Source organism: Bradyrhizobium liaoningense (assembly GCF_018130825.1).
GTDB classification, from domain to species: domain Bacteria; phylum Pseudomonadota; class Alphaproteobacteria; order Rhizobiales; family Xanthobacteraceae; genus Bradyrhizobium; species Bradyrhizobium liaoningense_B.
In genome coordinates this window covers 157005-178427 of sequence record NZ_JAFCJS010000001.1, presented here as the reverse complement: position 1 = coordinate 178427, position 21423 = coordinate 157005, and the positions used below count along the sequence as shown (strand labels likewise).

General features: G+C 65.8%; 23 protein-coding genes. 9 read left to right on the top strand and 14 right to left on the bottom strand.

All coding sequences use genetic code 11. From position 1 onward, the window contains the following. Positions 1-4: 4 nt before the first annotated feature. From ribH to JQ603_RS00855, 9 genes are all read right to left on the bottom strand, one after another. A complete protein-coding gene (gene ribH, locus JQ603_RS00895) occupies positions 5-496 on the bottom strand; it encodes a 6,7-dimethyl-8-ribityllumazine synthase (protein WP_212335912.1) in 492 nt (163 codons plus the stop codon). A 179-nt stretch (positions 497-675) separates the two neighbouring features. Continuing rightward, on the bottom strand, positions 676-1299 hold the full coding sequence (locus JQ603_RS00890) for a riboflavin synthase (RefSeq protein ID WP_212335911.1): 624 nt from the start codon (positions 1297-1299) through the stop codon (positions 676-678). Position 1300: 1 nt separating this feature from the next. Continuing rightward, positions 1301-2449 carry a bifunctional diaminohydroxyphosphoribosylaminopyrimidine deaminase/5-amino-6-(5-phosphoribosylamino)uracil reductase RibD gene (ribD, locus tag JQ603_RS00885; RefSeq protein ID WP_212335910.1) on the bottom strand — a complete coding sequence of 383 codons (1149 nt, stop codon included), beginning with the start codon at positions 2447-2449 and terminating at the stop codon, positions 1301-1303. Continuing rightward, positions 2446-2928 carry a transcriptional regulator NrdR gene (gene nrdR, locus JQ603_RS00880; protein ID WP_011087793.1) on the bottom strand — a complete coding sequence of 161 codons (483 nt, stop codon included), beginning with the start codon at positions 2926-2928 and terminating at the stop codon, positions 2446-2448. Before nrdR ends, ribD begins: the two co-directional genes overlap by 4 nt. Before the next feature lie 15 nt (positions 2929-2943). Continuing rightward, positions 2944-4242: a serine hydroxymethyltransferase gene (gene glyA, locus JQ603_RS00875; protein WP_212335909.1), complete on the bottom strand. Its 1299-nt coding sequence runs from the start codon at positions 4240-4242 to the stop codon at positions 2944-2946. 270 nt (positions 4243-4512) lie between these two features. Next, entirely contained in the window at positions 4513-4734 is a 222-nt protein-coding gene (locus JQ603_RS00870; RefSeq protein ID WP_212335908.1) for a hypothetical protein, read from the bottom strand. Between the two features lie 37 nt (positions 4735-4771). Continuing rightward, complete coding sequence (locus JQ603_RS00865) at positions 4772-5008, bottom strand: hypothetical protein (RefSeq protein WP_212335907.1); 237 nt, start codon at positions 5006-5008, stop codon at positions 4772-4774. 195 nt (positions 5009-5203) lie between these two features. Beyond that, positions 5204-5722: a transcriptional regulator LdtR gene (gene ldtR / locus JQ603_RS00860; RefSeq protein ID WP_018320040.1), complete on the bottom strand. Its 519-nt coding sequence runs from the start codon at positions 5720-5722 to the stop codon at positions 5204-5206. 514 nt (positions 5723-6236) lie between these two features. Continuing rightward, on the bottom strand, positions 6237-6734 hold the full coding sequence (locus tag JQ603_RS00855; RefSeq protein WP_212335906.1) for a DUF6163 family protein: 498 nt from the start codon (positions 6732-6734) through the stop codon (positions 6237-6239). 123 nt (positions 6735-6857) lie between these two features. Between JQ603_RS00855 and hemB the strand changes: the two genes are divergently transcribed. The 3 genes from hemB to JQ603_RS00840 all read left to right on the top strand — a co-directional run bounded on the left by hemB (position 6858) and on the right by JQ603_RS00840 (position 9592). Beyond that, positions 6858-7919: a porphobilinogen synthase gene (hemB, locus tag JQ603_RS00850; protein WP_212338100.1), complete on the top strand. Its 1062-nt coding sequence runs from the start codon at positions 6858-6860 to the stop codon at positions 7917-7919. Between the two features lie 201 nt (positions 7920-8120). After that, the gene (locus JQ603_RS00845) at positions 8121-8696 is read left to right on the top strand and encodes an RDD family protein (protein ID WP_212335905.1); all 576 of its coding nucleotides are present in this window, start codon (positions 8121-8123) and stop codon (positions 8694-8696) included. A 119-nt stretch (positions 8697-8815) separates the two neighbouring features. Next, positions 8816-9592, top strand: a complete 777-nt coding sequence (locus JQ603_RS00840; protein WP_212335904.1) for an arginyltransferase — start codon at positions 8816-8818, stop codon at positions 9590-9592. Positions 9593-9719: 127 nt separating this feature from the next. Here JQ603_RS00840 and JQ603_RS00835 read toward each other — a convergent pair whose 3' ends face one another. Further along, positions 9720-11072 carry an Nramp family divalent metal transporter gene (locus JQ603_RS00835; RefSeq protein WP_212335903.1) on the bottom strand — a complete coding sequence of 451 codons (1353 nt, stop codon included), beginning with the start codon at positions 11070-11072 and terminating at the stop codon, positions 9720-9722. 169 nt (positions 11073-11241) lie between these two features. On the opposite strand from JQ603_RS00835, the gene JQ603_RS00830 reads away from it, so the two are divergent. Continuing rightward, the gene (locus tag JQ603_RS00830; protein ID WP_212335902.1) at positions 11242-12486 is read left to right on the top strand and encodes an MFS transporter; all 1245 of its coding nucleotides are present in this window, start codon (positions 11242-11244) and stop codon (positions 12484-12486) included. A gap of 178 nt (positions 12487-12664) precedes the next feature. Here JQ603_RS00830 and JQ603_RS00825 read toward each other — a convergent pair whose 3' ends face one another. Continuing rightward, on the bottom strand, positions 12665-13924 hold the full coding sequence (locus tag JQ603_RS00825) for an adenylate/guanylate cyclase domain-containing protein (RefSeq protein WP_212335901.1): 1260 nt from the start codon (positions 13922-13924) through the stop codon (positions 12665-12667). Positions 13925-14103: 179 nt separating this feature from the next. Here JQ603_RS00825 and JQ603_RS00820 point away from each other — a divergent pair, with 179 nt between their 5' ends. Together JQ603_RS00820 and JQ603_RS00815 are read left to right on the top strand one after the other, a co-directional pair. Further along, a complete protein-coding gene (locus JQ603_RS00820; RefSeq protein ID WP_212338098.1) occupies positions 14104-15261 on the top strand; it encodes an MFS transporter in 1158 nt (385 codons plus the stop codon). A 31-nt stretch (positions 15262-15292) separates the two neighbouring features. After that, on the top strand, positions 15293-15484 hold the full coding sequence (locus JQ603_RS00815) for a hypothetical protein (RefSeq protein WP_212335900.1): 192 nt from the start codon (positions 15293-15295) through the stop codon (positions 15482-15484). Here JQ603_RS00815 and JQ603_RS00810 read toward each other — a convergent pair. The 3 genes from JQ603_RS00810 to dmeF form a co-directional block, all read right to left on the bottom strand. Further along, complete coding sequence (locus JQ603_RS00810) at positions 15481-16359, bottom strand: DMT family transporter (RefSeq protein WP_212335899.1); 879 nt, start codon at positions 16357-16359, stop codon at positions 15481-15483. The two genes, JQ603_RS00815 and JQ603_RS00810, sit on opposite strands and share 4 nt — an antisense overlap. A gap of 83 nt (positions 16360-16442) precedes the next feature. Next, positions 16443-17273, bottom strand: coding sequence for an N-acyl homoserine lactonase family protein (locus JQ603_RS00805; RefSeq protein ID WP_212335898.1), 831 nt, complete (start codon positions 17271-17273; stop codon positions 16443-16445). An 83-nt stretch (positions 17274-17356) separates the two neighbouring features. After that, positions 17357-18331 (bottom strand): CDF family Co(II)/Ni(II) efflux transporter DmeF, encoded by a 975-nt coding sequence (gene dmeF / locus JQ603_RS00800; protein WP_212335897.1) that lies wholly within the window; start codon positions 18329-18331, stop codon positions 17357-17359. Between the two features lie 199 nt (positions 18332-18530). Here dmeF and JQ603_RS00795 point away from each other — a divergent pair, with 199 nt between their 5' ends. The 3 genes from JQ603_RS00795 to JQ603_RS00785 all read left to right on the top strand — a co-directional run bounded on the left by JQ603_RS00795 (position 18531) and on the right by JQ603_RS00785 (position 21355). After that, complete coding sequence (locus JQ603_RS00795) at positions 18531-19349, top strand: chromate resistance protein ChrB domain-containing protein (RefSeq protein ID WP_212335896.1); 819 nt, start codon at positions 18531-18533, stop codon at positions 19347-19349. Next, positions 19349-20734, top strand: a complete 1386-nt coding sequence (chrA, locus tag JQ603_RS00790; RefSeq protein ID WP_212335895.1) for a chromate efflux transporter — start codon at positions 19349-19351, stop codon at positions 20732-20734. Before JQ603_RS00795 ends, chrA begins: the two co-directional genes overlap by 1 nt. A 174-nt stretch (positions 20735-20908) precedes the next feature. After that, positions 20909-21355 (top strand): hypothetical protein, encoded by a 447-nt coding sequence (locus JQ603_RS00785; RefSeq protein ID WP_245003429.1) that lies wholly within the window; start codon positions 20909-20911, stop codon positions 21353-21355. Positions 21356-21423 lie beyond the last annotated feature (68 nt).

Here is a 21423-nt window from a genome sequence, read left to right as displayed (position 1 = left end):
GGCTTCAGGCCCGCGCCAGGCGGCGTTTGATGCGCAGCATCGCCAGCGCCGCGCGCGCGGCATCGCCGCCCTTGTTGAGCTCGCTGGCGCGCGCCCGCGCCCAGGCCTGCGCCTCGGTGTTGACGGTGAGGATGCCGTTGCCGAGCGGCAGCTTGCGCGCCACGGCGAGGTCCATCAGCGCGCGCGAGGATTCCTGCGAGACGATCTCGAAATGGATGGTGTCGCCGCGGATCACGCAGCCGAGCGCGACCACCGCGTCATAGGGCTTGCCGTTCGCCGCCGCGGCATCGACCGCGATCGCCACCGCCGCCGGGATCTCCAGCGCGCCGGGAACCGTGATCACGTCGTGCGTCAGACCGGCCGCCTTCAGCTCGGTCACCGCGCCGTCCAGCAGCGCGTCCTGGAGATCGTCATAGAACCGCGCCTCGACAATCAGCGCCCGTGCGCCGGAAATGTCGGTCTGGTCCTTCAGGGGTGCGCGCCGCGCGTCTGCCATCGTTCAATCCGTTTCGAAAGGGGTTGGCCTATGTAGTCGCCGCCAGAGGCTAAGCCAAGTTTTAAACTGTCATTCCGGGGCGATGCGAAGCATCGAACCCGGAATCTCGAGATTCTCAGGTGCGCAATTGCGCACCGTAGTTCGGCTCTTCGAGCCGCCCCGGAATGACGGCTCTGCCGTCACTTCATTTCCGTCAGCCGCGCTGCGTAGCGGGCCATCAGGTCGACCTCGATATTGACCTCGGCCCCCGCCTTCCAGCCGCCGATCGTCGTGACCGTCAGCGTGTGCGGGATGATCAGCACCGAAAAGGTCACGTCTGCAACCGTATTGATCGTCAGGGAGACACCATCGAGCGTGATCGAGCCCTTGGTGGCGATGAACCGCGCCAGCTCCCGCGTCGTCGAGAGCTCGAACCGCGCCATGTCGGGCAGGTCCTCGCGACTGACGATGGTGGCGATGCCATCGGCATGGCCGGCGACGATATGGCCGCCGAGCTCGTCGCCGATCTTCAGCGCGCGCTCGAGATTGAGCTTCGTGCCCATCTTCCAGTGCTTTGCCGTCGTCAGCGCCAGTGTCTCTGCGGCAGCATCGACGTCGAACCAGGTCTTTTGAGTAGAATCCCTGCCGTCCGCAACGCCCGAGGCAACCACCGTCAGGCAGACGCCGTTGCAGGCGATCGAGGCGCCGTCGGCTATGGTGGTCTGATCGTAGCGGCAGACGATGCGCAGCCGGTGCAGTTGGCCCTGCGCCGTCGGCGTGAAGCTGACGATCTCGCCGATATCGGTGACAATGCCGGTGAACATGCTAGGCGTGCTCGTAGATGGTGAGAGTATCCCTGTCGAATGTCTCGCTAGCATGAACCTTGTAGGCCTGCGACTGCGTGATTTTCGACAGGGGCAATGCATCGAGCGCATCGACGCCGCCCTCGCCGACCGCTTCCGCCCCGCGGAACAGCCAGATTTCGTCGACGAGATCGGCCGCGACGAACGAAGCCGCAACGCGGCTGCCGCCTTCGACCATCAGCCGCGTGATGCCCTTCTCCGCCAGCGCATGCAGCACGGCCGCCAGATCGAGCCCGGATGCACTGCCCGTAGGCATGCGCATGATTTGCGCACCGGCAGCGCCAAGGCGGGTCGCGGCGGCCGCTTCCGCAAGCTCGGAAGCGATCACCCAAAGCGGCGTCTCGCGCGCGGAGCGCACCAGCTGGCTCGATGCGGGTATGCGCAGGCTCCGGTCGAGCACCACGCGCACCGGCGAGCGCGCTTCCATGCCTGGCAGGCGGCAGTTCAGCTGCGGATCATCGGCCAGCACCGTACCGATGCCGACCAGGATGGCGTCGCTCTGCGCGCGCAAGAGATGCACGCGATTGCGCACGGCCTCCCCCGTGATCGCGACTGGCTTGCCGCCGGCGGCGCCGATCTTGCCGTCGGGGGAGACCGCGAGCTTCAGGATCACATGCGGGCGCTTGTCCCGGATGCGGCGGAAATGGCCGGCGTGATCGAACGCGGCCTCTGCCGCGCAAAGACCGACATCCACCGTGATGCCGGCGGCGCGCAAGCGCGCATGGCCCTGGCCCGCCACTTCCGGATTGGGATCCTCGATCGCCGCCACGACGCGCTTGATCCCGGCGGCAATCACCGCATCGGCGCAGGGCGGCGACTTGCCGAAATGCGAGCACGGCTCCAGCGTCACGTAGAGCGTGGCACCCCGCGCCGCTTCGCCCGCGCGCCGCAGCGCCTCGGGCTCGCCATGCGGGCGCCCACCGGGCTGCGTCCAGCCACGGCCGACGATGACGCCGTCCTTCACGATGACCGCGCCCACAGCCGGATTGGGCCAGGTACGTCCCTGCCCGCGCCTACCCAGCGAGAGTGCCAGCTCCATGAAGCGGCGATCCGCGTCCTTGGCCTCGCGGGCCTTCTGCGCGAACTGATCCTCCAGGATGCGGAAGATCATTTGCGGATCGCGGCGAGCCGCGCTTCCTCCTCACCGGAGAGCTCGCCGAGCACGTCGGCGAAATCCTTGGCCTCGCGGAAATTGCGATAGACCGAGGCGAAGCGCACATAGGCGACGTCGTCGAGCGTGCGCAGATGCTCCATCACGGTCTCGCCGATCACCTCGGAGGAGATCTCGGCCTCGCCCCCGGTCTCGAGCTCGCGCACGATGGTGGAGACCATCTTCTCCACCCGCTCGGGTTCGACCTGCCGCTTGCGCAGCGAGATCTGCACCGAGCGCATCAGCTTGTCGCGGTCGAACGGCACGCGGCGGCCGTTGCGCTTGATCACCGTGAGCTCGCGCAGCTGCACGCGTTCGAAGGTGGTGAAGCGGAAATTGCAGGCGACGCACACGCGTCGCCTGCGGATCACGGACGAGTCCTCGGTCGGACGCGAGTCCTTTACCTGCGTATCGAGACTGTTGCAGTTCGGGCACCGCATCCGCTTGGCCTGACCTTACTGGTAGATCGGAAACCGGTCGGTGAGCGCCTTGACCCGTTCCTTGATCGCGGCTTCGACCAGCGGCGCCTTGCCGTCGGAGGACTGCGCGATCGCGTTCAGGACCTCGGCGATCATGCCGCCGACCTGCTGGAATTCAGCGACGCCGAAGCCGCGGGTGGTCGCGGCCGGAGTGCCGAGACGCAGGCCCGAGGTCACGAAGGGTTTCTCGGGGTCGAACGGGATGCCGTTCTTGTTGCAGGTGATGGCCGCACGGACCAGCGCCTTCTCCGAGACGTTGCCCTTCAGCCCCTTCGGCCGAAGGTCGACCAGCATCAGATGGTTGTCGGTGCCGCCGGAGACGATATCGAACCCGTGGCTCTTCATCGCCTCGGCCAGCGCCTTGGCGTTCTCGACGACGTTCTTGGCGTAGACCTTGAAGTCCGGACGCAGCGCCTCGCCAAAGGCAACGGCCTTCGCAGCGATCACGTGCATCAAGGGGCCGCCCTGCAGACCCGGGAAGATCGCCGAGTTGAGCTTCTTGGCGAGCGTCTCGTCATTGCTGAGGATCAGGCCGCCGCGCGGACCGCGCAGCGACTTGTGCGTCGTGGTCGTGGTGACGTGCGCATACGGCACCGGCGAGGCATGCACACCGCCGGCAACGAGGCCCGCGAAGTGCGCCATGTCGACCAGGAGATACGCGCCGACGCTGTCGGCGATCTCGCGGAAACGCTTGAAGTCCCAGGCGCGCGAATAGGCGGAGCCGCCGGCGACGATCAGCTTCGGCTTGACCTCTTCGGCCTGCTTGGCGACCGCATCCATGTCGATGATCTGGTCTTCGCGGCGCACGGTGTAGTGCGCGGCCTTGAACCACTTGCCGCTCATGTTGACGGGCGAGCCGTGGGTGAGATGGCCGCCGGCCGCGAGATCGAGGCCCATGAAGGTGTCGCCGGGCTGGAGCAGCGCCAGGAACACCGCCTGGTTCATCTGGCTGCCGGAGTTCGGCTGAACGTTGGCGAAGTTGGCGCCGAACAGCTTCTTGGCGCGATCGATCGCGAGGTTCTCGGCGACGTCGACCCACTCACAACCGCCGTAATACCGCGCGCCCGGATAACCCTCTGCGTACTTGTTGGTCATCACCGAACCCTGCGCTTCCAGCACGGCCCGGCTGACGATGTTCTCGGAGGCGATCAGCTCGACCTCATGGCGCTGCCGGCCGAGCTCGCCCTTGATGGCGGCGGCGATTTCCGGGTCGGCCTGCTCGAGCGAGGCGGTGAAAAACGAATCGGGCGCGGAGGCGGTTTTTGCGAGGGTCATCTTGCGAATATCTCCACCGCCGCAGCCTTTTGGCGGGCTACGGGCGGGTCTGGTGTGGCGATCGGAAGCACGCGCGATCTACCACATTGCCCGCCCCCGGCCAAGCATTTGCGGGTCAGGCCCGATATTTATGCAAGATATGGTGGGATTGGAGGATTGGAGCGCACGAGCGGTTTTGAGGAAGCCGCCTGCGCACCGAATATCCTTAAAGGTCCGTTTCGGCCCCTTAAAGCCTTTCCAAGGCCAGCCCCGAGACGCCCCGCCTGCCCCCTAAAGCCCCGTATACCCAGCCTTGACCGGGTCCACGCTGCCGTCGAGCTGGCGCAAATAGGTCAGGCCGCAGACCGTCAACCTGTGCGGGTCCTTCTCGCCCGCTTCCATCAACGTATTGATGTAGGTCGTCACCTTTTCCCGTGCCTCCTCGCTGGCCGCAGCGGTGCGGTTGGCAAGCAGGTCATAGGTCTGCATGATGCGGTCGATGGCAGCTTCCATTGCACCCTCTGGTTCTTTCAAATCTTGGGAGTCTTGATCAGGCAACCGCGCGGGCCTCGGATTGCGTCTCGAACCACGTGATCGCCTTGTTGGCGAGCCTGATCTTGTTGAATTCGCCGTGCTGGATCAGCTTGATGATGATCTCGAGCAGGCGCTCGTTGGTGACGAGCGTGTCGGGGATCGCGCCGGAGCGGCGGAGATAATTGGCGGCGATCGCATAAGCTTCGCTCACGAGCTCGACATTCATTGCCTGCAACCCGCGCCCGCCCAGCATCGCATCCTCCGATCCAGAGGACTAACCGCGATGCCGGGATCTGGTTCCAGCCGAACGGCGATTTTTTCGCAACTGCAAAATGGCAAAACGCACCGGTCCGGGCGAAGCCGGGCCGATGCGCTTGGGGAGGTCAGGCACGTTCGGGAGGCTTGCCGGTCTTGTTATCGGGCCGGCTTGGCCTTGATCCCTTGGAACTCAGAGGCGGTACAGGATCTGGTCGGTCCAGAACCGCTCGAGACGGTGCAGCGACTTGTTGAGGGTCGAGAATTCCTCGCCCGAGATGCCGCCGACCTGCTCGACCGTCTTGACGTGCTTCTGGTAGAGCGCGTCGACGATGCGGCGGACTTCCTGGCCCTGCGGGGTCAGGCGGATGCGCACCGAGCGGCGATCAACGCGCGAGCGCTGATGATCGAGGAAGCCGAGCTCGACGAGCTTCTTCAGATTGTAGGAGACGTTGGAGCCGAGATAGTAGCCGCGCGTGCGCAGCTCGCCCGCAGTCAGCTCCTTGTCGCCGATGTTGTAAAGCAAGAGCGCCTGCACCGAGTTGATGTCGGCGCGACCGCGGCGATCGAACTCGTCCTTGATGACGTCGAGGAGCCGGCGATGCAGCCGCTCCACCAGAGTCAAAGCTTCCAGATAGAGCGACTGCACCGAACCCTGCTGGCCGGAGACGCGCTCTGCGGTATCTGCCGCAGTTGCGACGGCTTTCATCATGACACTTCCCCTGTTGTCGTTTTTATCGACACTTATTCGACGAAACTTGTGTCCCGTCCGATAGGTGCAACTTAAGGGGCTCGTTTGAAGATCGGCTTAAATAAGAGAATAAAGAGATCATGAATTTAAGACAGTGAATTGCTGATTAAGCCTGTGCCACAAGGACTTTTCGCAACCCTCTGTTGACCTTCGCAAGGTCCTGTTCACCCTCCGTCCGCCGCAGCTGTCGCATTCCAGAACAGCCCCGCCCCGTTTCGAAACGGGCGCGTAACGGCTGTGGCGGAACACGCTGGTTAGTGAAAACTTACCGCAAATTCGAGGCAACCAGCGGTCAACCAATCGCAACACTCGTGTCCCGGACAAGCGCAGCGAAGCGGAGCGCAGAGCCGGGACCCAGATGTATCAAAGCGAGATTGCGATAGATGGGCCCCGGCTCTGCAACGCATCACGCCGCAAGTAGCGGCGTGCTGCGTCGCGTCCGGGGCACAAGAGTATTTTCGAGCGACGACGTCGCCTACGGCGGCCGTTCGCGCGCGGCCATCCAGGCGAGCGCCAGATATGCGGCGAGCATGAAGACCTCGACACCGACCACGACCAGGCTGCCGCCGTAAATTCCCGGGAACATCAGCTCGATCACCGCCATCGACACCACGGTGGTCAGCCACACCACCGCGCCCCAGGGCGTGGCCAGCCAGAGGCCGACGGCGGCGACGAGCTCGATCACGGCGAAATAGACGGTCGCGGCCTGCCAGGCCATCGACTGGTTCTCGAACGCCTCGTCCTCGCCGCCGACGAAGCCGGTCACCTGCGCCCAGTGATAGAGGCCCTTGAGGATCGAGAGCAGCGCCATCACCCGCAGGAACAGCACGAGCCGCCGCGTCCAGACATTGTCGTCGGACTCGGGCCGCTCCGATGAGATCGCCGCCACCGAGAGCGCGCTCTCTCTGGCATTGTCTCGGGCAGCGTCCCTGGCACTGTCACGGGCCGCATCGCGGGTGGAGATCTCGGACATGGGCTCCTTCTGGCTGCTTCGGCCCGCAAAATCAATCGGCTGCCATCCCTTGCGGCAGGTCAAGCCGCGGTGACGGGAACCATGCGAGCTGGTATAAGAATAATTCCAGCCGGAGGAAGAATGATGGCGATCAAATACGGACGTCCGATCGAATTGCGCGAGGTGTCGCGCCGGGATGGCGGAGCAGCCTCCCCTGCCCTCGATCTGACCGTCCGCCCGCGCCGCAACCGCAAGGCCGAATGGGCCCGGCGGATGGTGCGCGAGAACGTCCTCACCACCGACGATCTGATCTGGCCGCTGTTCCTGATCGACGGCAACAACAAGCGTGAGCAGGTCGCCTCAATGCCGGGCGTCGACCGGCTCAGCGTCGACCAGGCCGTACGCGAGGCCGAGCGCGCGATGAAGCTCACCATCCCCTGCCTCGCGCTGTTTCCCTACACCGACCCCTCCTTGCGCGACGAGGAAGGCTCGGAAGCCACCAATCCGAACAACCTGGTCTGCCAGGCGGTGCGCGCGATCAAGAAGGAGTTTCCGGAGATCGGCATCCTCTGCGACGTCGCGCTCGATCCCTTCACCAGCCACGGCCATGACGGCCTGATCTCCGACGGCAAGATCCTGAACGACGAGACGGTGGCCGTGCTCGTGCGTCAGGCGCTCGTGCAGGCCGAAGCCGGTTGCGACATCATCGCCCCCTCCGACATGATGGACGGCCGCGTCGCCGCGATCCGCGAGGGGCTGGATCGCGCTGGCCTGCTCGACGTGCAGATCATGGCCTATGCGGCCAAATACGCCTCGGCCTTCTACGGTCCGTTCCGCGACGCGATCGGCTCGGCCAAGACGCTCACCGGGGACAAGCGCACCTACCAGATGGACAGCGCGAACACCGATGAAGCGCTGCGCGAGGTCGAACTCGACATCGCCGAGGGCGCCGACATGGTGATGGTGAAGCCCGGCATGCCCTATCTCGACGTCGTCCGCCGCGTGAAGGACACCTTTGCGATGCCGACCTTCGCCTACCAGGTCTCCGGCGAATACGCGATGATCGCAGCCGCCGCCAACAACGGCTGGCTCGACGGCGAGCGCGCGATGATGGAGAGCCTCGTCGCCTTCAAACGCGCCGGCGCCGACGGCGTGCTCAGCTATTTTGCGCCGCGGGTGGCGGAGAAGCTGCGCAGCCAGGGATAAGGTGCCGTAGGGTGGGCAAAGCGCAAGCGTGCCCACCAATCCATCCATCGTGCACGACAGCAGGCAATGGTGGGCACGGCGCTAACGCGCCTTTGCCCACCCTACGGCTTCCGCGCCAGCGGCCCCATCCGCCCCCGAATCGCCGGAATATTTCGGCTTGTTGGCACCCGCGCGCCCTTGGCACGGGGATGGCCTGTTCCCATGTCCTGCGACGGGGGCTTCGCTGGAGAACGGACTATGTCGGACTCGGGTAATTCAGGTGCTTGGCGCAACGACGGCGCCATGCAACCGCACGCCTACGATCCCTATCTCCACCCGGAACTGTTCCGGGGTGTCGCGACGCGGCGCGTTTTCGCGTTCCTGATCGACATGGTCGTGATCTCCGTTCCCGTCATCCTCGGCTACATCTTCATCGCGCTGTTCGGGGTGGTCACGCTCGGCATCGGCTGGGCGCTGTTCTGGCTGGCCTGGCCGGCCTCTGTGATCTGGGCCATCGTCTATTATGGCGCATGCATCGGCGGTCCATCGTCGGCAACGATTGGCATGCGGGTGATGGATCTGGAGCTGCGCACCTGGTACGGCGCGCCTGGCTATTTCGTACTCGGCGCCACCCATGCCGTGCTGTTCTGGGTGACGGTCTCGTTCCTGTCGCCCTTCGTGGTTCTGGTCGGCCCGTTCAACGGCCGCCGGCGCCTGCTGCACGATTTCGTGCTGGGAACGGTCGTGATCAACAACTCCGTCCGCGCGCCCGCGCCCCAAGCGGCCAGACCGTATTGATCAACGGCCTGTCAACCAGGACCCACTAAGCTGACTGATCTGACCTGCCGAGCAGACCGATTGACCGAGAGCTTCCGTAGCGCGATGCTGATACTCATTTCGGAGGCCCACGACGTCCCTTGACCCAGCACTCGCGCGACACCCCCCAATTTTACCTTACGGCGCCATCCCCCTGCCCGTATCTGCCGGGCCGGCATGAGCGCAAGGTGTTTACGCACCTCGTGGGGGAGCGCGCCGGCGACCTCAACGACCTCCTGACCCATGGCGGCTTCCGCCGCAGCCAGTCGATCGCCTACCGGCCGGCCTGCGACCAGTGCCGCGCCTGCGTCTCGGTCCGGGTCATCGCCAACGAGTTCCGGCCCTCGCGCAACTTCCGCAAGGTGATGGCGCGCAACGCCGACATCATCGGCGAGCAGCGCAGCGCAGTGCCGACCTCCGAGCAATATTCGGTGTTCCGCGCCTATCTCGACGCCCGCCACCGCCACGGCGGCATGGCCGACATGACCGTGCTCGACTACGCCATGATGGTCGAGGACAGCCATGTCGAGACCCGCATCATCGAGTACCGCAAACGCGGCCCCGACAGCGGCATCACCGGCCGCGGCGATGAGCTGATCGCAGTCGCACTCACCGACGTGCTCAGCGACGGCCTGTCGATGGTCTATTCTTTCTTCGAGCCGAGCCAGGTCAGCCGCTCGATGGGCACCTTCATGATCCTCGACCACATCGCGCGCGCGCGACGTCAGGGCCTGCCTTACGTCTATCTCGGCTACTGGATCGAAGGCTCCAAGAAGATGGACTACAAGGCCCGCTTCCTGCCGCAGCAGCGGCTCGCTCCCTCGGGCTGGCTGCGCATCGACGCGCAGGGAGATACGGCGTCCGAGCCGCAGGATTAGCTTTCTGTCATGCCCCGGCTTGACCGGGGCATCCAGTACGCCGCGGCTTCTCGGCTCAATCACAACCGTCTCTGGAATACTGGATCGCCCGGTTGAACCGGGCGATGACAGCTGCGTCGTGACAACATCACCCGAACAGCGTATCCGCCAGCAGCTTCAGATTCAAAACCACGATCACGCCCGCGACGATCCACGCGATCGCGGCGACGGACACTGGGATCGCGAACTGGCCCATCTTGCGCCGGTCGGAGACGAAGCGGACCAGCGGGATGACGGCGAAGGGCAGCTGCATCGACAGCACGACCTGGCTGAACACCAGCAAATCCGCCGTGCCGCGCTCGCCATAGATCGCGGTGACGATGATCACCGGAATGATCGCGATGCCGCGCGTCAAGAGGCGGCGTGCCCAGCTCGGCAGGCGCAGGTCGAGAAAGCCCTCCATCACGATCTGGCCGGCGAGCGTCGCAGTGACGGTCGAGTTGAGACCCGAGGCGAGCAGCGCCACCGCGAACAGCGTCGAGGCGATGCCGAGGCCGAGCAGCGGCGACAGCAGCTCGAAGGCCTGGCCGATCTCGGCGACGTCGGCATGGCCGCTCTTGTGGAAGGTCGCGGCCGCCACGACGAGGATCGCGGCGTTGATGAACAGCGCCAGCATCAGGGCGATGGTGGAGTCCGTCGTCGCCCATTTGATCGCCTCGCGGCGGCCCTCGTCGTTGCGCTCATAGGCACGCGTCTGCACGATCGAGGAGTGCAGATAGAGATTGTGCGGCATCACGGTGGCACCGATGATGCCGATCGCGATGTAGAGCATCTCCGGATTGGTGAAGATCTCGCTCTTCGGCACAAAGCCGTGCAGGACCTCAGCGACCGGCGGGGCCGCCGCCGCGATCTGGACCACGAAGCAGGCCGCGATCACCGCCAGCAGCGCGATGACGAAGGCCTCGAGGAAGCGGAAGCCGCGGTTCATCAGGATGAGCAGCAGGAACGCGTCGAGCGCTGCGAGCAATGCGCCGCCAATCAGGGGAATGCCGAACAGGAGTTTCAGCGCGATCGCGGTGCCGATCACCTCGGCGAGATCACAGGCGATGATCGCCGCCTCGCAGGCAAGCCAAAGCAAAAAGTTCACCGCCGGCGAATAGGTGGCGCGGCAGGCCTGCGCCAGATCGCGGTCGGTGACGATGCCGAGCCGCGCCGCCAGCGACTGCAGCAGGATCGCCATCAAGTTCGAAAGCAGGATGACCGAGAGCAGCGTGTAGCCGAACTTCGAGCCGCCGGCGAGGTCGGTCGCCCAGTTGCCGGGGTCCATGTAGCCGACCGAGACGAGATAGCCCGGACCGACAAAGGCGAGCAGCCGCCGCCACCACTGGGCCGCGACCGGAATGGCGACCGTGGCGTTCACTTCGGCGAGGCTTTTGGTGGCTGGCGCGTCAGCGCGCCAGCCGGCGGCATTGGGGGTCAAATCAGGCGATCGGGCATCCATGCGGTCAGAATACCGAAGTCGGGGCTTATTGCAACTCATTTGCAACTGCATCTAGCCGCATCAGTTCCCGGTGCGGCCGCGTTTTGCCCCGCCGTGTCGGAAAGCGGGTGGGTTTGACCGGCGTCGGGCGCGAATACTGGCGCCAATCCGACTTTGCAGGAAATGAGCCATGTCAAATTCGCCGCGCCTCCCTGACACCTTCAGCCGCCTCGCCTGGTCCAATCTCGCCGCGCAGTCCGCCGAGCAGATCGCGCTGGCCGCCGCTCCGATCGTCGCCGTGCTGACGCTGGGGGTCGCCGAGGGCCAGACCGGGGTGCTGCAGACAGCGCTGACCCTGCCCTTCGTGCTGTTCGCCATTCCGGCCGGCCTGCTCGCCGACCGCATCTCGCGCCGCGCGCTGATGGCAGGGGCCGAGGCGCTGCGGGCGGCGGCGCTCGCGGCCATCGTGCTGCTGCTCGTGCTCGGCGCGCTCAATCTGTCGCTGCTGTCGCTGCTCGGCTTTGCCGCGGTATGCGGCACCGTCGTCTACAGCGTCGCCGCGCCGGCGCTGGTGCCCTCGCTGGTCAGGGCGGATCTGTTGCCCGCAGCGAATGCCCGGATCGAGCTTGCACGCACCATTGCCTTTGCCAGCGGACCTGCGCTCGGCGGCGCGCTGGTCGGCTGGTGGGGCGCGAGCCTCGCCTTCGGCTTTGCCGCGGCGCTTTCGGCCGTCGCCGTGGGCCTGCTCTCCGGCATCTACGAGCCCGCCCGCGCGCCGATGCCACGGCGCCATCCATTCCAGGAGATCCGTGAAGGCGCGGCCTTCGTGTTCCACCATCCGCTGCTGCGGCCGGTGTTCATCACCCAGTTCATTTTCAACACCGGCTGGTTTCTCCAGATCGCAGTGTTCGTGCCCTATGCGGTGCGCCATCTCGGCCTGACCGCCGCCGGCGTCGGCACGGTGCTGACGATGTACGGCGTCGGCATGGTGATCGGCGCGCTCCTCGCCACGCGCGTGATGCAGCGCATCGCCTTCGGCACCGTCGTCGGCCTCGGCCCGGTCACGGGGTTCGTCGCCTCGGTGGTGATGGCGCTCACGGTGCTGGTCCCCTCGCCCTGGCTCGCTGGCTTGAGCTTCTTCCTGCTCGGCGTCGGGCCGATCCTGTGGGTGATCTCGACCACGACGCTGCGCCAGTCGGTGACGCCGCCGCGGCTGCTCGGCCGCGTCTCCGCCATCAACATCATGAGCTATGGCGCCCGCCCGCTCGGCTCGGCACTTGGCGCAATCGTCGGCGGCTTCTGGAGCGCCGAAGCGTGCCTCTATCTCGCCGCCGCCGTGTTCGGCGCGCAGGCGCTGGTGATCCTGCTGTCTCCGGCCGCGACGCTCGACCGACAGCCGGACATGGTGGGGGATGAGGTGGCGGTGCGGTGTTAGCCGCGTCGCGATTGGGGAAAATGACGCAACATCTCCATCGTCGTCCTGGCGAAAGCCAGGACCCATTACCCCAGGGAGAAATTTGAGGCGAGCCGGTAACCACTAGTCTTCGCAAAACCCAGGCCGGTGGTTATGGGTCCTGGCTTTCGCCAGGACGACGTTGGAGAAGCAGTCGGGCCTAACCCGCCAGATATCGCTCGTAGCTGCCCGTCACCGGCTCGCTGGCATCGACATCGGGATCGAGCGTGTAGAGGTCCTGCGCGCGGCCGATGCCACGCAGCGCGTAGCGGCCGGTGGAGACGAGATAGCGGCGGCCGGCGGCATCCAGGCCCTTGTAGAATTCCGCTGATGCCAAGAGCTCGCGATCGACCGAGCGGCTCATCGAGGCGATGCGGCTGACCTCGTTCACCGTCGGGCCCACCACCGTGAAATCGAGCCGGTCCTCGCTGCCGATATTGCCGTAGAAGACCTCGCCGACATGCAGGCCGATATAGGCCGACGTGGTGGGACGGCCGTCCGCCGCCCGGCGCGCGTTCAGCGCCGCGACGTTCTGGCGGAACAGATGCTCGGCGCGCAGCGCGGCACGGCGCGCGGCCGCCATGTCCTCGCCGGTGAACATCGCGAGCACACCGTCGCCGATCAGCTTCAGGACGTCGCCGCCGGCGTCGTGGATCGCGTCGATCACCGCCTGCGCATAGTCGTTGAGGAACGGGATGATCTCGTCGGGGCCGATGCTCTCGCTGATCCCGGTCGAGCCGCGTAAATCCGAATACCACAGCACGGCGTTGATGCGCTCGGTGACGCCGCGCGAGATGCGCCCGCCCAGCACCTGCTCGGAGGCACCGCGGCCGAGATAGACCCGTCCCAGCGTGCGCGCGATGTCGACCTGCTGCGCCGACTTGATCGCAAGCCCCAGCACCGGCACCAGATCGCGCAGGGACTCCAGCTCGGCTTCGCTGAAGCCGCTGTCGCGGCGCGTGGTCCAGCAGGAATACAGGCAGTCCATCAGGCCTAGCGCGCCGTTCTCGCCGAAGCGATGCACGAAGGCGAGATAGTGCTTATGGCCCTTCTCCGCGAGCTCGCCGATCTGCGAGAAATCCAGCGACGGTGCGTCGGCCAGATCGATCAGCATTTCGTCATGGCCGTGCTCGAGCATGTGGAAGAACACCGAGCGGCGCCACTTCTTGTTGGCATCGCCCTCGGCGGTCGAACCATATTCGAAGGCGTCGCTCTCGTTGCTGGGGCGGTCGCTCCAGAGGAAGCCGCGGCCCTCATAGATCGGATGCAGCGTGTCGATGACGACGAGGGCGCGCGAGAGCTGCAGGCCCTCGGCGCGGCAGCGCTCGCAGAACCCTCTGAGTAGTTCGTTTTCGGGCAGGCCCGTGAGCCCCTGGCCGGTCAGCCAGTTCATCAGCGCAAGGCGCGAGGTCAATTGCATACGCCATTATGGCGTGCATTCGTGACGAGCGAAAGGCGCAAGCCTCGCGCGGGGCCGTGTCCAAGGTTCCCCGTCCCGCGCAGGTCGAATATGCCGCAGCCGCGGTTGACGCGCTCGCTACGCGGGCGGCAAATGCCGGCGATGATGACATTGCCGGCCAGAATCGAAAGCACGCGCGGATGAGCCAGCGCCAGCTTCCGATCATCCTGGCGCTCGGCACCACGCAGACCTTGGCCTGGGCTTCCAGCTACTATCTGCCGGCCCTGCTCGCCGACCCCATGGCGCACGACCTCGGCATCTCCTCCAACTGGATTTTTGGCGCGTTCTCGGCCTCGCTGGTGATCTCGGCGATGCTCGGCCCGCGGATCGGGCGGCAGATCGATCTCGTCGGCGGGCGGCAGGTGCTGTCGGTCTCCAACCTGACCATCGCCGCCGGCCTCGTCCTGCTCGGCGTCTCGCAATCCGTCGCAGTGATGGCGATCGCCTGGCTCGTGCTCGGCATCGGCATGGCGATGGGTCTCTATGATGCCGCCTTCGCCGCACTGGGGCGCATCTACGGCACCGAGGCGCGCCGGCCCATCACCGGGATCACGCTGATGGCGGGCTTTGCCTCCACGGTCGGCTGGCCGCTCACCGCCTGGGGCCTCGCCCATATCGGCTGGCGCGAGACCTGCTTTGCCTGGGCCGCCGCCAACATCCTGATCGGCCTGCCCCTCAATTTCTTCATGCTGCCGGCGATCAAGGGCGCCAAACAGGCGGCGGCGACCGCCGAGAAGCCGCATCTGCCGCTCGACCGCACCATGGTGCTGCTCGCCTTCGTCTTTGCCGCGGTCTGGACCGTCACCGGCGCGATGGCCGTGCATTTTCCGCGGATCGTCGAGGCCACCGGCGCGACGCATGTCGAGGCGATCGCGGCTGGCGCGCTGATCGGCCCGGCGCAGGTGGTGGCGCGCATCCTCGAAGCCAGCGTTCTGAGCCGCTTTCATCCCTTGTGGTCGACGCGGCTCGCCTGCCTGACCCATCCGATCGGCGCTGCCGTCGTCGCCATCTTTGGTGGTGCCGCCGCGAGCGCCTTTGCGCTGTTCCACGGCTCGGGCAACGGCATCCTGACGATCGCCCGCGGGACGCTGCCGCTGTCGATCTTCGGCCCCAAGGATTTCGGCTACCGCCTCGGCATCATCGGCGCGCCGGCGCGGATGGCGCAGGCGGTGGCGCCGCTGGTGTTCGGCCTGCTCATCGACGTCATGAGCGCCAAGGTGCTGATCGTCTCCTCCGCGCTCAGCCTCTCGGCGCTGGCGGCGCTGTTCCTGATCCGCGCCGAGCGGCGGCCGGATTGACCGCACCGCCGCTTTCGCGCACAAGCGGGCCATGACCGACGACAACAATCCGCCGCGCACATTCAAGGGCCTTTTGCGCTGGGCGACCACTCCGCCGCAGGCCTGGGGCGTTTATCTCCTCGCCCTCCTGCTGGTGTGGCTGGTCTCGTTCTATGCCGGCTCGCTAAAGCCGAAGAAGACGCCCGAAGCGAGCCCGCCCGCGGCCACGGCGCCGAAGAGCTAGGCCGGCTTCGCTTCGCCGGTCGCAATCCAGATCCCGGCGAACACCGCCACCAACCCGATCAACAGATTTGCCGTGATCGGCTCGCCGATCAGCAGCGCAGCGAGCAAGGTGGCGGCGATCGGATTGACCGTCATGGTATTGGCGACACGGGTCGGCGTCGCCCGCGCCAGCGCCATGACCCAGAGGATGAAGGCAAGCGCGCCGCCGCCAGCGCCGAGATAGAGGCCGGCAATCCACTGCCCCGTCGTGAACTGGTCGAGCGCCGCAAAACTGCCCTTCAACAAACCCGCCACGACCAGCACCACGGCGCCCGCGCCCATGCCGACCGTGAGAAAGCCGAGCGCGCTCGAACGCTGCATCAGCGGACGCGACAAGACGTTGTAGAACGCCATGCAGAACACGGCCGCGGTCATGATCAGTTCGCCGCGCCAGGCTCCCGGCGGGCTTTGTGCGAGCCCCGCGGCGAGCGCCGCCGTCACGCCGAGCACGGCGATGCCCACCCCCATGATCTTGCGCGCGGTCAGTCGCTCCGCGCCGAGGATGGCACCGACCACCATGGTGTGCAGCGGCAACGTCGCCAGCGCGAGGCTGGCGCGCGCCGCGGTCGTGTAGGATACGGCGATGTTGTAGAGGATGAAGAACAGGCCGAAGAAGCAGATGCCGAGCAGCGCCACCGCCGGCCAGTCGGAGCGCTGCGGCCAGCGGACACCAAGCAGCAGCGCGCATGGCAGGAGACAGAGGAAACCGATCCCCCAGCGCAGGATCGCCAGCAGGACCGGATCGGCGCCGGTGACGAGATAGCGGGTGATCGCCGCCGCGGTGCCCCCTAAGCTGCTCGAGACAAGCGCGATCGCAACGCCGAGCCACTCCCCCACGACCGTCTCCTGTGCCGGAGCTTTTGCGGACCGCTAGCACAGCCCTGCTGCCACCGGTGTGGCAACAGGGGTGTTGACGAGCGCTAGTCGTAAAACTCCGGCGCCATCTTCTGGCTGTCGCGCTGGGCCTTGTCGTGGTTGATCCAGAGCTGCGCCTTCTCCCTGGCGAGGGTGTCGGCGATCTTCTGCATCGAGGCCGCGCTCTGGTCCTTGTTGACGTTCATGCTGGGCACGCGGCGGTTGTCCCAATTGTCTTTGAAGTGCACGGCATCGCCGGACAGCACCACCGCGCCGGTCTTCGGCAATTTCACCAGCCGCGACTGGTGCCCCGGCGTGTGGCCGGGTGTCGACAGAATGGTCACGCTGCCGTCGCCGAACACGTCCTTGTCTCCTGCGAGCTGCTCGACCGGATGCGAAGGCTTGAAGCGCGGCTCGTTATTGGCGCCGGGCCAGTCATATTCGGCCTTCTGCACGTAGAGCGTGGCCTGCGGGAACAGCTCGACATTGCCGGAATGGTCCGGGTGCGTGTGCGAGACGGCCATGGCCTTGATGTCGTCGGGCTTGACGCCGAGCTGCTCGAGCTGGGCCGCCAGCGTCTTCGGCCGGCGCCAGGTCACAGCCTTGGGGTCGGCCGGTGCCAGGCCGTTGGGCATGGCTGCGACTGCATCGGCGATGCCGGTGTCCCACAGGAACCAGCCCTTCGTGTGCTTGATCAGGTAGCAGCTGTCGACGAAGTCCATCGTCTTGCCTTCGTTGATGCCGGGCGTCCAGCGCGAGATGTCGCCGGCAGTGCCCTCACCGCAATTGAGGACGTAGAGCCGTTCGACGCCGCCCTTCTCCGACTGGGCCATCGCCGCATGGCCGGACAAGGCTAGCGAAACGACGGCGAGTGCGAGCGTGATCCTGGGCATCATTGTTGCTTCTCCTCAACGCCATGCGGACTGCGACCGAGGATCAACCCCGGCCGCGCCGCAGAATTCCGCGCCCGCCGATCACGTCAATGCGGGCAGGTCTCGACCTCGACCGTGACGTGGCTGAGACCCTTCAGCCCGGCGAGCCGCTTCTTGTAGACCGCCGGCTGCTTCGGCTTGTCCGACACCACCGACACCAGCACGGCACAATGGCCGGGGCCGACCTGCCAGAGATGCAGATCGGTGACGCGGTCCTCGCCGACCTCCATGCGCGCGCGGATCACGCGCTCCAGCTTCTCGTCGGCGCGCACGTCGAGCAGCACCGCGCCCGACGACTTGATCAGACCGAACGCCCAGCTCGCGATCACGACGCTGCCGATCAGGCCCACAGCCGGGTCGGCCCAGACCCAGCCCGAATACATTGCGACCACAAGGGCGCCGATCGCCAGCACCGAGGTCGCGGCGTCCGCCATGACGTGGACGTAAGCTGCGCGAAGGTTGTTGTCGTGATGATGGTGGTGGTGATCATGGTCGTGGTCATGATGATCGTGATCATGATGCGCATGGCCGTGGCCATGATCATGGCCGTGGTGGTGATGGTCGTGGCTGCCGCGCAAGAGCCACGCGCTGGCGAGATTGACGCACAGTCCCAGCGAGGCGACCGCGATGGCCTCGCCATAGACGATCGGCACCGGCGTGATCAGCCGCAGCACGCTCTCATAGGCGATCTCGACGGCAATCAGGCCGAGGATGATCGCGCTGGAGAAGGCGGCGAGATCGCCGAACTTGCCGGTGCCGAAGGTGAAATGCGCATTGCCGAGGTGCCTCCGCGCGAAGCGGTAGGCGAAGGCGGCAATGCCGAGCGCGGCCGCATGCGTTCCCATGTGCCAGCCGTCGGCGAGCAGCGCCATCGAGCCGAACAGCGAACCGGCCACGATCTCGCCGACCATCATGACCAGCGTCAGCACGACCACGAGCCAGGTGCGCCGCTCGTTCTCGTCGTGCTTCTCGCCGAGGAACGCGTGGTCATGGGTCCACGGTTCAATGGAGTGGGAATGCATCGAATTCTCCAGAAGATTCAGGTGTGTTGGCGCGCACTATAGACCGGTGCAGGCCAATTTTCTAAGACCCAATCGTCCTGCGGATTGACAGTTCCGCTTAGTTTAGCTGTAATCAGCCCATGGGGATTTGAGCGATCTCCCCACGAGGCGACATGCCCAAGTATCGCGTCCCGTTCGGTTTTTGCGAGGACGCAACAACATGTCTACTTTCACGACCATATCATCCGACAAATTGGCGCGCCTGATCGGCACGGCCAATGCACCTGTCCTGATCGACGTCCGCACGGAGGAGGATTTTGCCGCCGACCGGCGGCTGATCCCCGGCTCCATCAGGCGCAGCCACGAGACCGTTGCGGAATGGGGCGGCGAATTTGCCGGCCGCTCCGCCATCGTCTCCTGCCTGCGCGGTGCCAAGCTGGCGCAGGGCACCGCCGCCTGGCTGAGGCAGCTCGGTGTGCAGGCCGAGACGCTCGATGGCGGCTTCGAGGGCTGGAAAGCAGCAAAACTGCCGCTGCTCGACACCCGCAAGCTGCCGCCGCGCGACGCGCAGGGTCGCACCGTCTGGGTGACCCGGGCGCGGCCGAAGGTCGACCGCATCGCCTGCCCCTGGCTGATCCGCCGCTTCGTCGATCCCAGCGCGGTGTTCCTCTATGTGGCGCCGTCCGAGGTGGTCGCCGTCGGCGAGCGCTTTGGCGCAGCGCCCTTCGACATCGAGAACGTGTTCTGGAGCCACCGCGGCGAGCTCTGCACCTTCGACGTCATGATCGAGGAGTTCGGCATTGCGACGCCGCCCCTGCTTCGCCTCGCGATGCTGGTGCGCGGCGCCGACACCGCGCGGCCGGATCTGGCGCCGGAGGCACCGGGCCTGCTCGCGGCCTCGCTCGGGCTGTCGCGGATGTATGACGACGATCTCGAGCAGCTCGAGGCCGGGATGACGATCTACGACGCCTTCTACCGCTGGTGCCGCGACGCCACCACCGAGACCCACAACTGGCCGACCAACAAGGTGAAGGCGTAATGGATACTCGCGCCAATCAAATGGGAGCTGATGCCGGTCACGGCATCAGCTTCAACGAAGCCTTCCGCGTCTGGCTTCGCGTCGCCTGCCTGAGCTTCGGCGGGCCCGCGGGCCAGATCGCGGTGATGCACCGCATCCTGGTCGAGGAGAAGACGTGGATCTCCGAGGGCCGTTTCCTGCATGCGCTGAACTATTGCATGTTGCTGCCAGGACCGGAGGCGCAGCAGCTTGCAACCTATGTCGGCTGGCTGATGCATCGCACCGCCGGCGGCCTGATGGCGGGCGGGCTGTTCATCCTGCCCGGCATCATCGCCATCATGGCCTTGAGCTATATCTACGCCGCCTATGGCAATGTCAGCTTCGTCGAGGCGCTGTTCTTCGGCCTGAAGGCCGCCGTGCTCGCCATCGTCGTCGAGGCCGTGGTGCGCGTCGGCAAGCGCGCGCTGAAGAACCGCATCATGATCGCGCTCGCCGCCCTCGCCTTCGTCGCGATCTTCTTCTTCGCCGTCCCCTTCCCGATCATCATCATCGCCGCCGGCGTGATCGGATATGTCGGCGCCAGACAAGGCCGTCCGGAATTTGCCCCGGCCGGTCACGGTCATGGCGACAGCAGCGCCGTGATCGACAGCATGCTCGGCGACGCCGTGCCGGACCACGTCAAACCCGACACCGGCCGCGCGATCCGCATCGGTGCGATCTGGCTGGCGCTCTGGCTGGTGCCGGTGATCGCCCTGCTCGCTGCGTTCGGACAGGCCAACGTCTTCAGCCAGATCGCGTTGTTCTTTTCGAAGATGGCGCTGGTCACCTTCGGCGGCGCTTACGCCGTGCTGGCCTATGTCGCCCAGCAGGCGGTCGAGCATTATCACTGGCTGAAGCCGCACGAGATGCTCGACGGCCTCGGCATGGCCGAGACCACGCCGGGCCCGCTGATCATGGTGCTGCAGTTCGTGGGCTTCATGGCGGCCTATCGCGACCCCGGCGGCCTGTCGCCGATGGTCGCGGCAACCTTCGGCGGCCTGCTCGCAACCTGGGTCACCTTCACGCCCTGCTTCCTCTGGATCTTCGTCGGCGCCCCCTACATCGAGCGCCTGCGCGGCAACACCGGCCTTGCCGGCGCGCTCAGTGCGATCACCGCCGCCGTGGTCGGCGTGATCCTCAATCTCTCGATCTGGTTCGCGCTGCACACGCTGTTCCGCGAGACCGTGCCGGTGCACGCCTTCCCGTTCGCGTTCGACCGGCCGGTGCTGACCAGCGTCGATATCCCGGCGCTGCTGCTGGCGATCGCGGCGGCGACAGCGATCTTCCGGTTCAAGCTGGGGATGCTGACGGTGCTGGCGGGCAGTTGCGCGGCGGGTGTGGCGTTACGGCTGGCAGGGGTCATTTAGAGCGTGTAGTCGCCTCCATTTTCGCCGCCGGAAGGACGTGAGCGGCAGCATCACCGACGTTAACCCTGTCGGTAAATGATCCGTCGTGGGTCGGCTGCCCGCCGACAAGTTGCCTTATTGGAGCGGAGAATTTTCAGCAGCACTAACGCAGGTTAGAGGCGCATTATGCTGAGAATGGCGTTGTTGGGCCTCCTGATCCTGCTGACTGTAGGAATGCTGTCGGCCATGGAGCTGAGAGCTCCACCGCGTCGCGCAGCCGCGATCGCCCAGCAAAATACAGACATTTCCGCTTCACGTGGCGCGCTGGCGAAGGCCGATCGCCTTGAAATTGTTGCTGTGAGCAGCGAGACGCCGACACAGGCTGCCGTGGTTGAAGACCGTGTTGCTCCCCCGGAAGACATCCATATTGGCTCGTCCGAGCCGAAGCCGATTGCCCGTCATCGGCACAAGCCGAAGAAGATCGCGACCGCTGAACGTCCCAAGCCAAAGCCAAGAGCAATCGTTATCAAGCAAACCTCCAATTTCCAAAGTCCAAAGGCCGCAAGCAATACAGAGCCCTGTCGGCTCAAGGCGTTTGGTGGTTTGCTCAAGGCGCTGAATCTGACCGGTTGCGAAATCTGAGGATCCTTGGGCGTGGCCCCCGTCGACCGATATCCGTCGGACAAAACAGCCGCGGCACGCCGGCCACG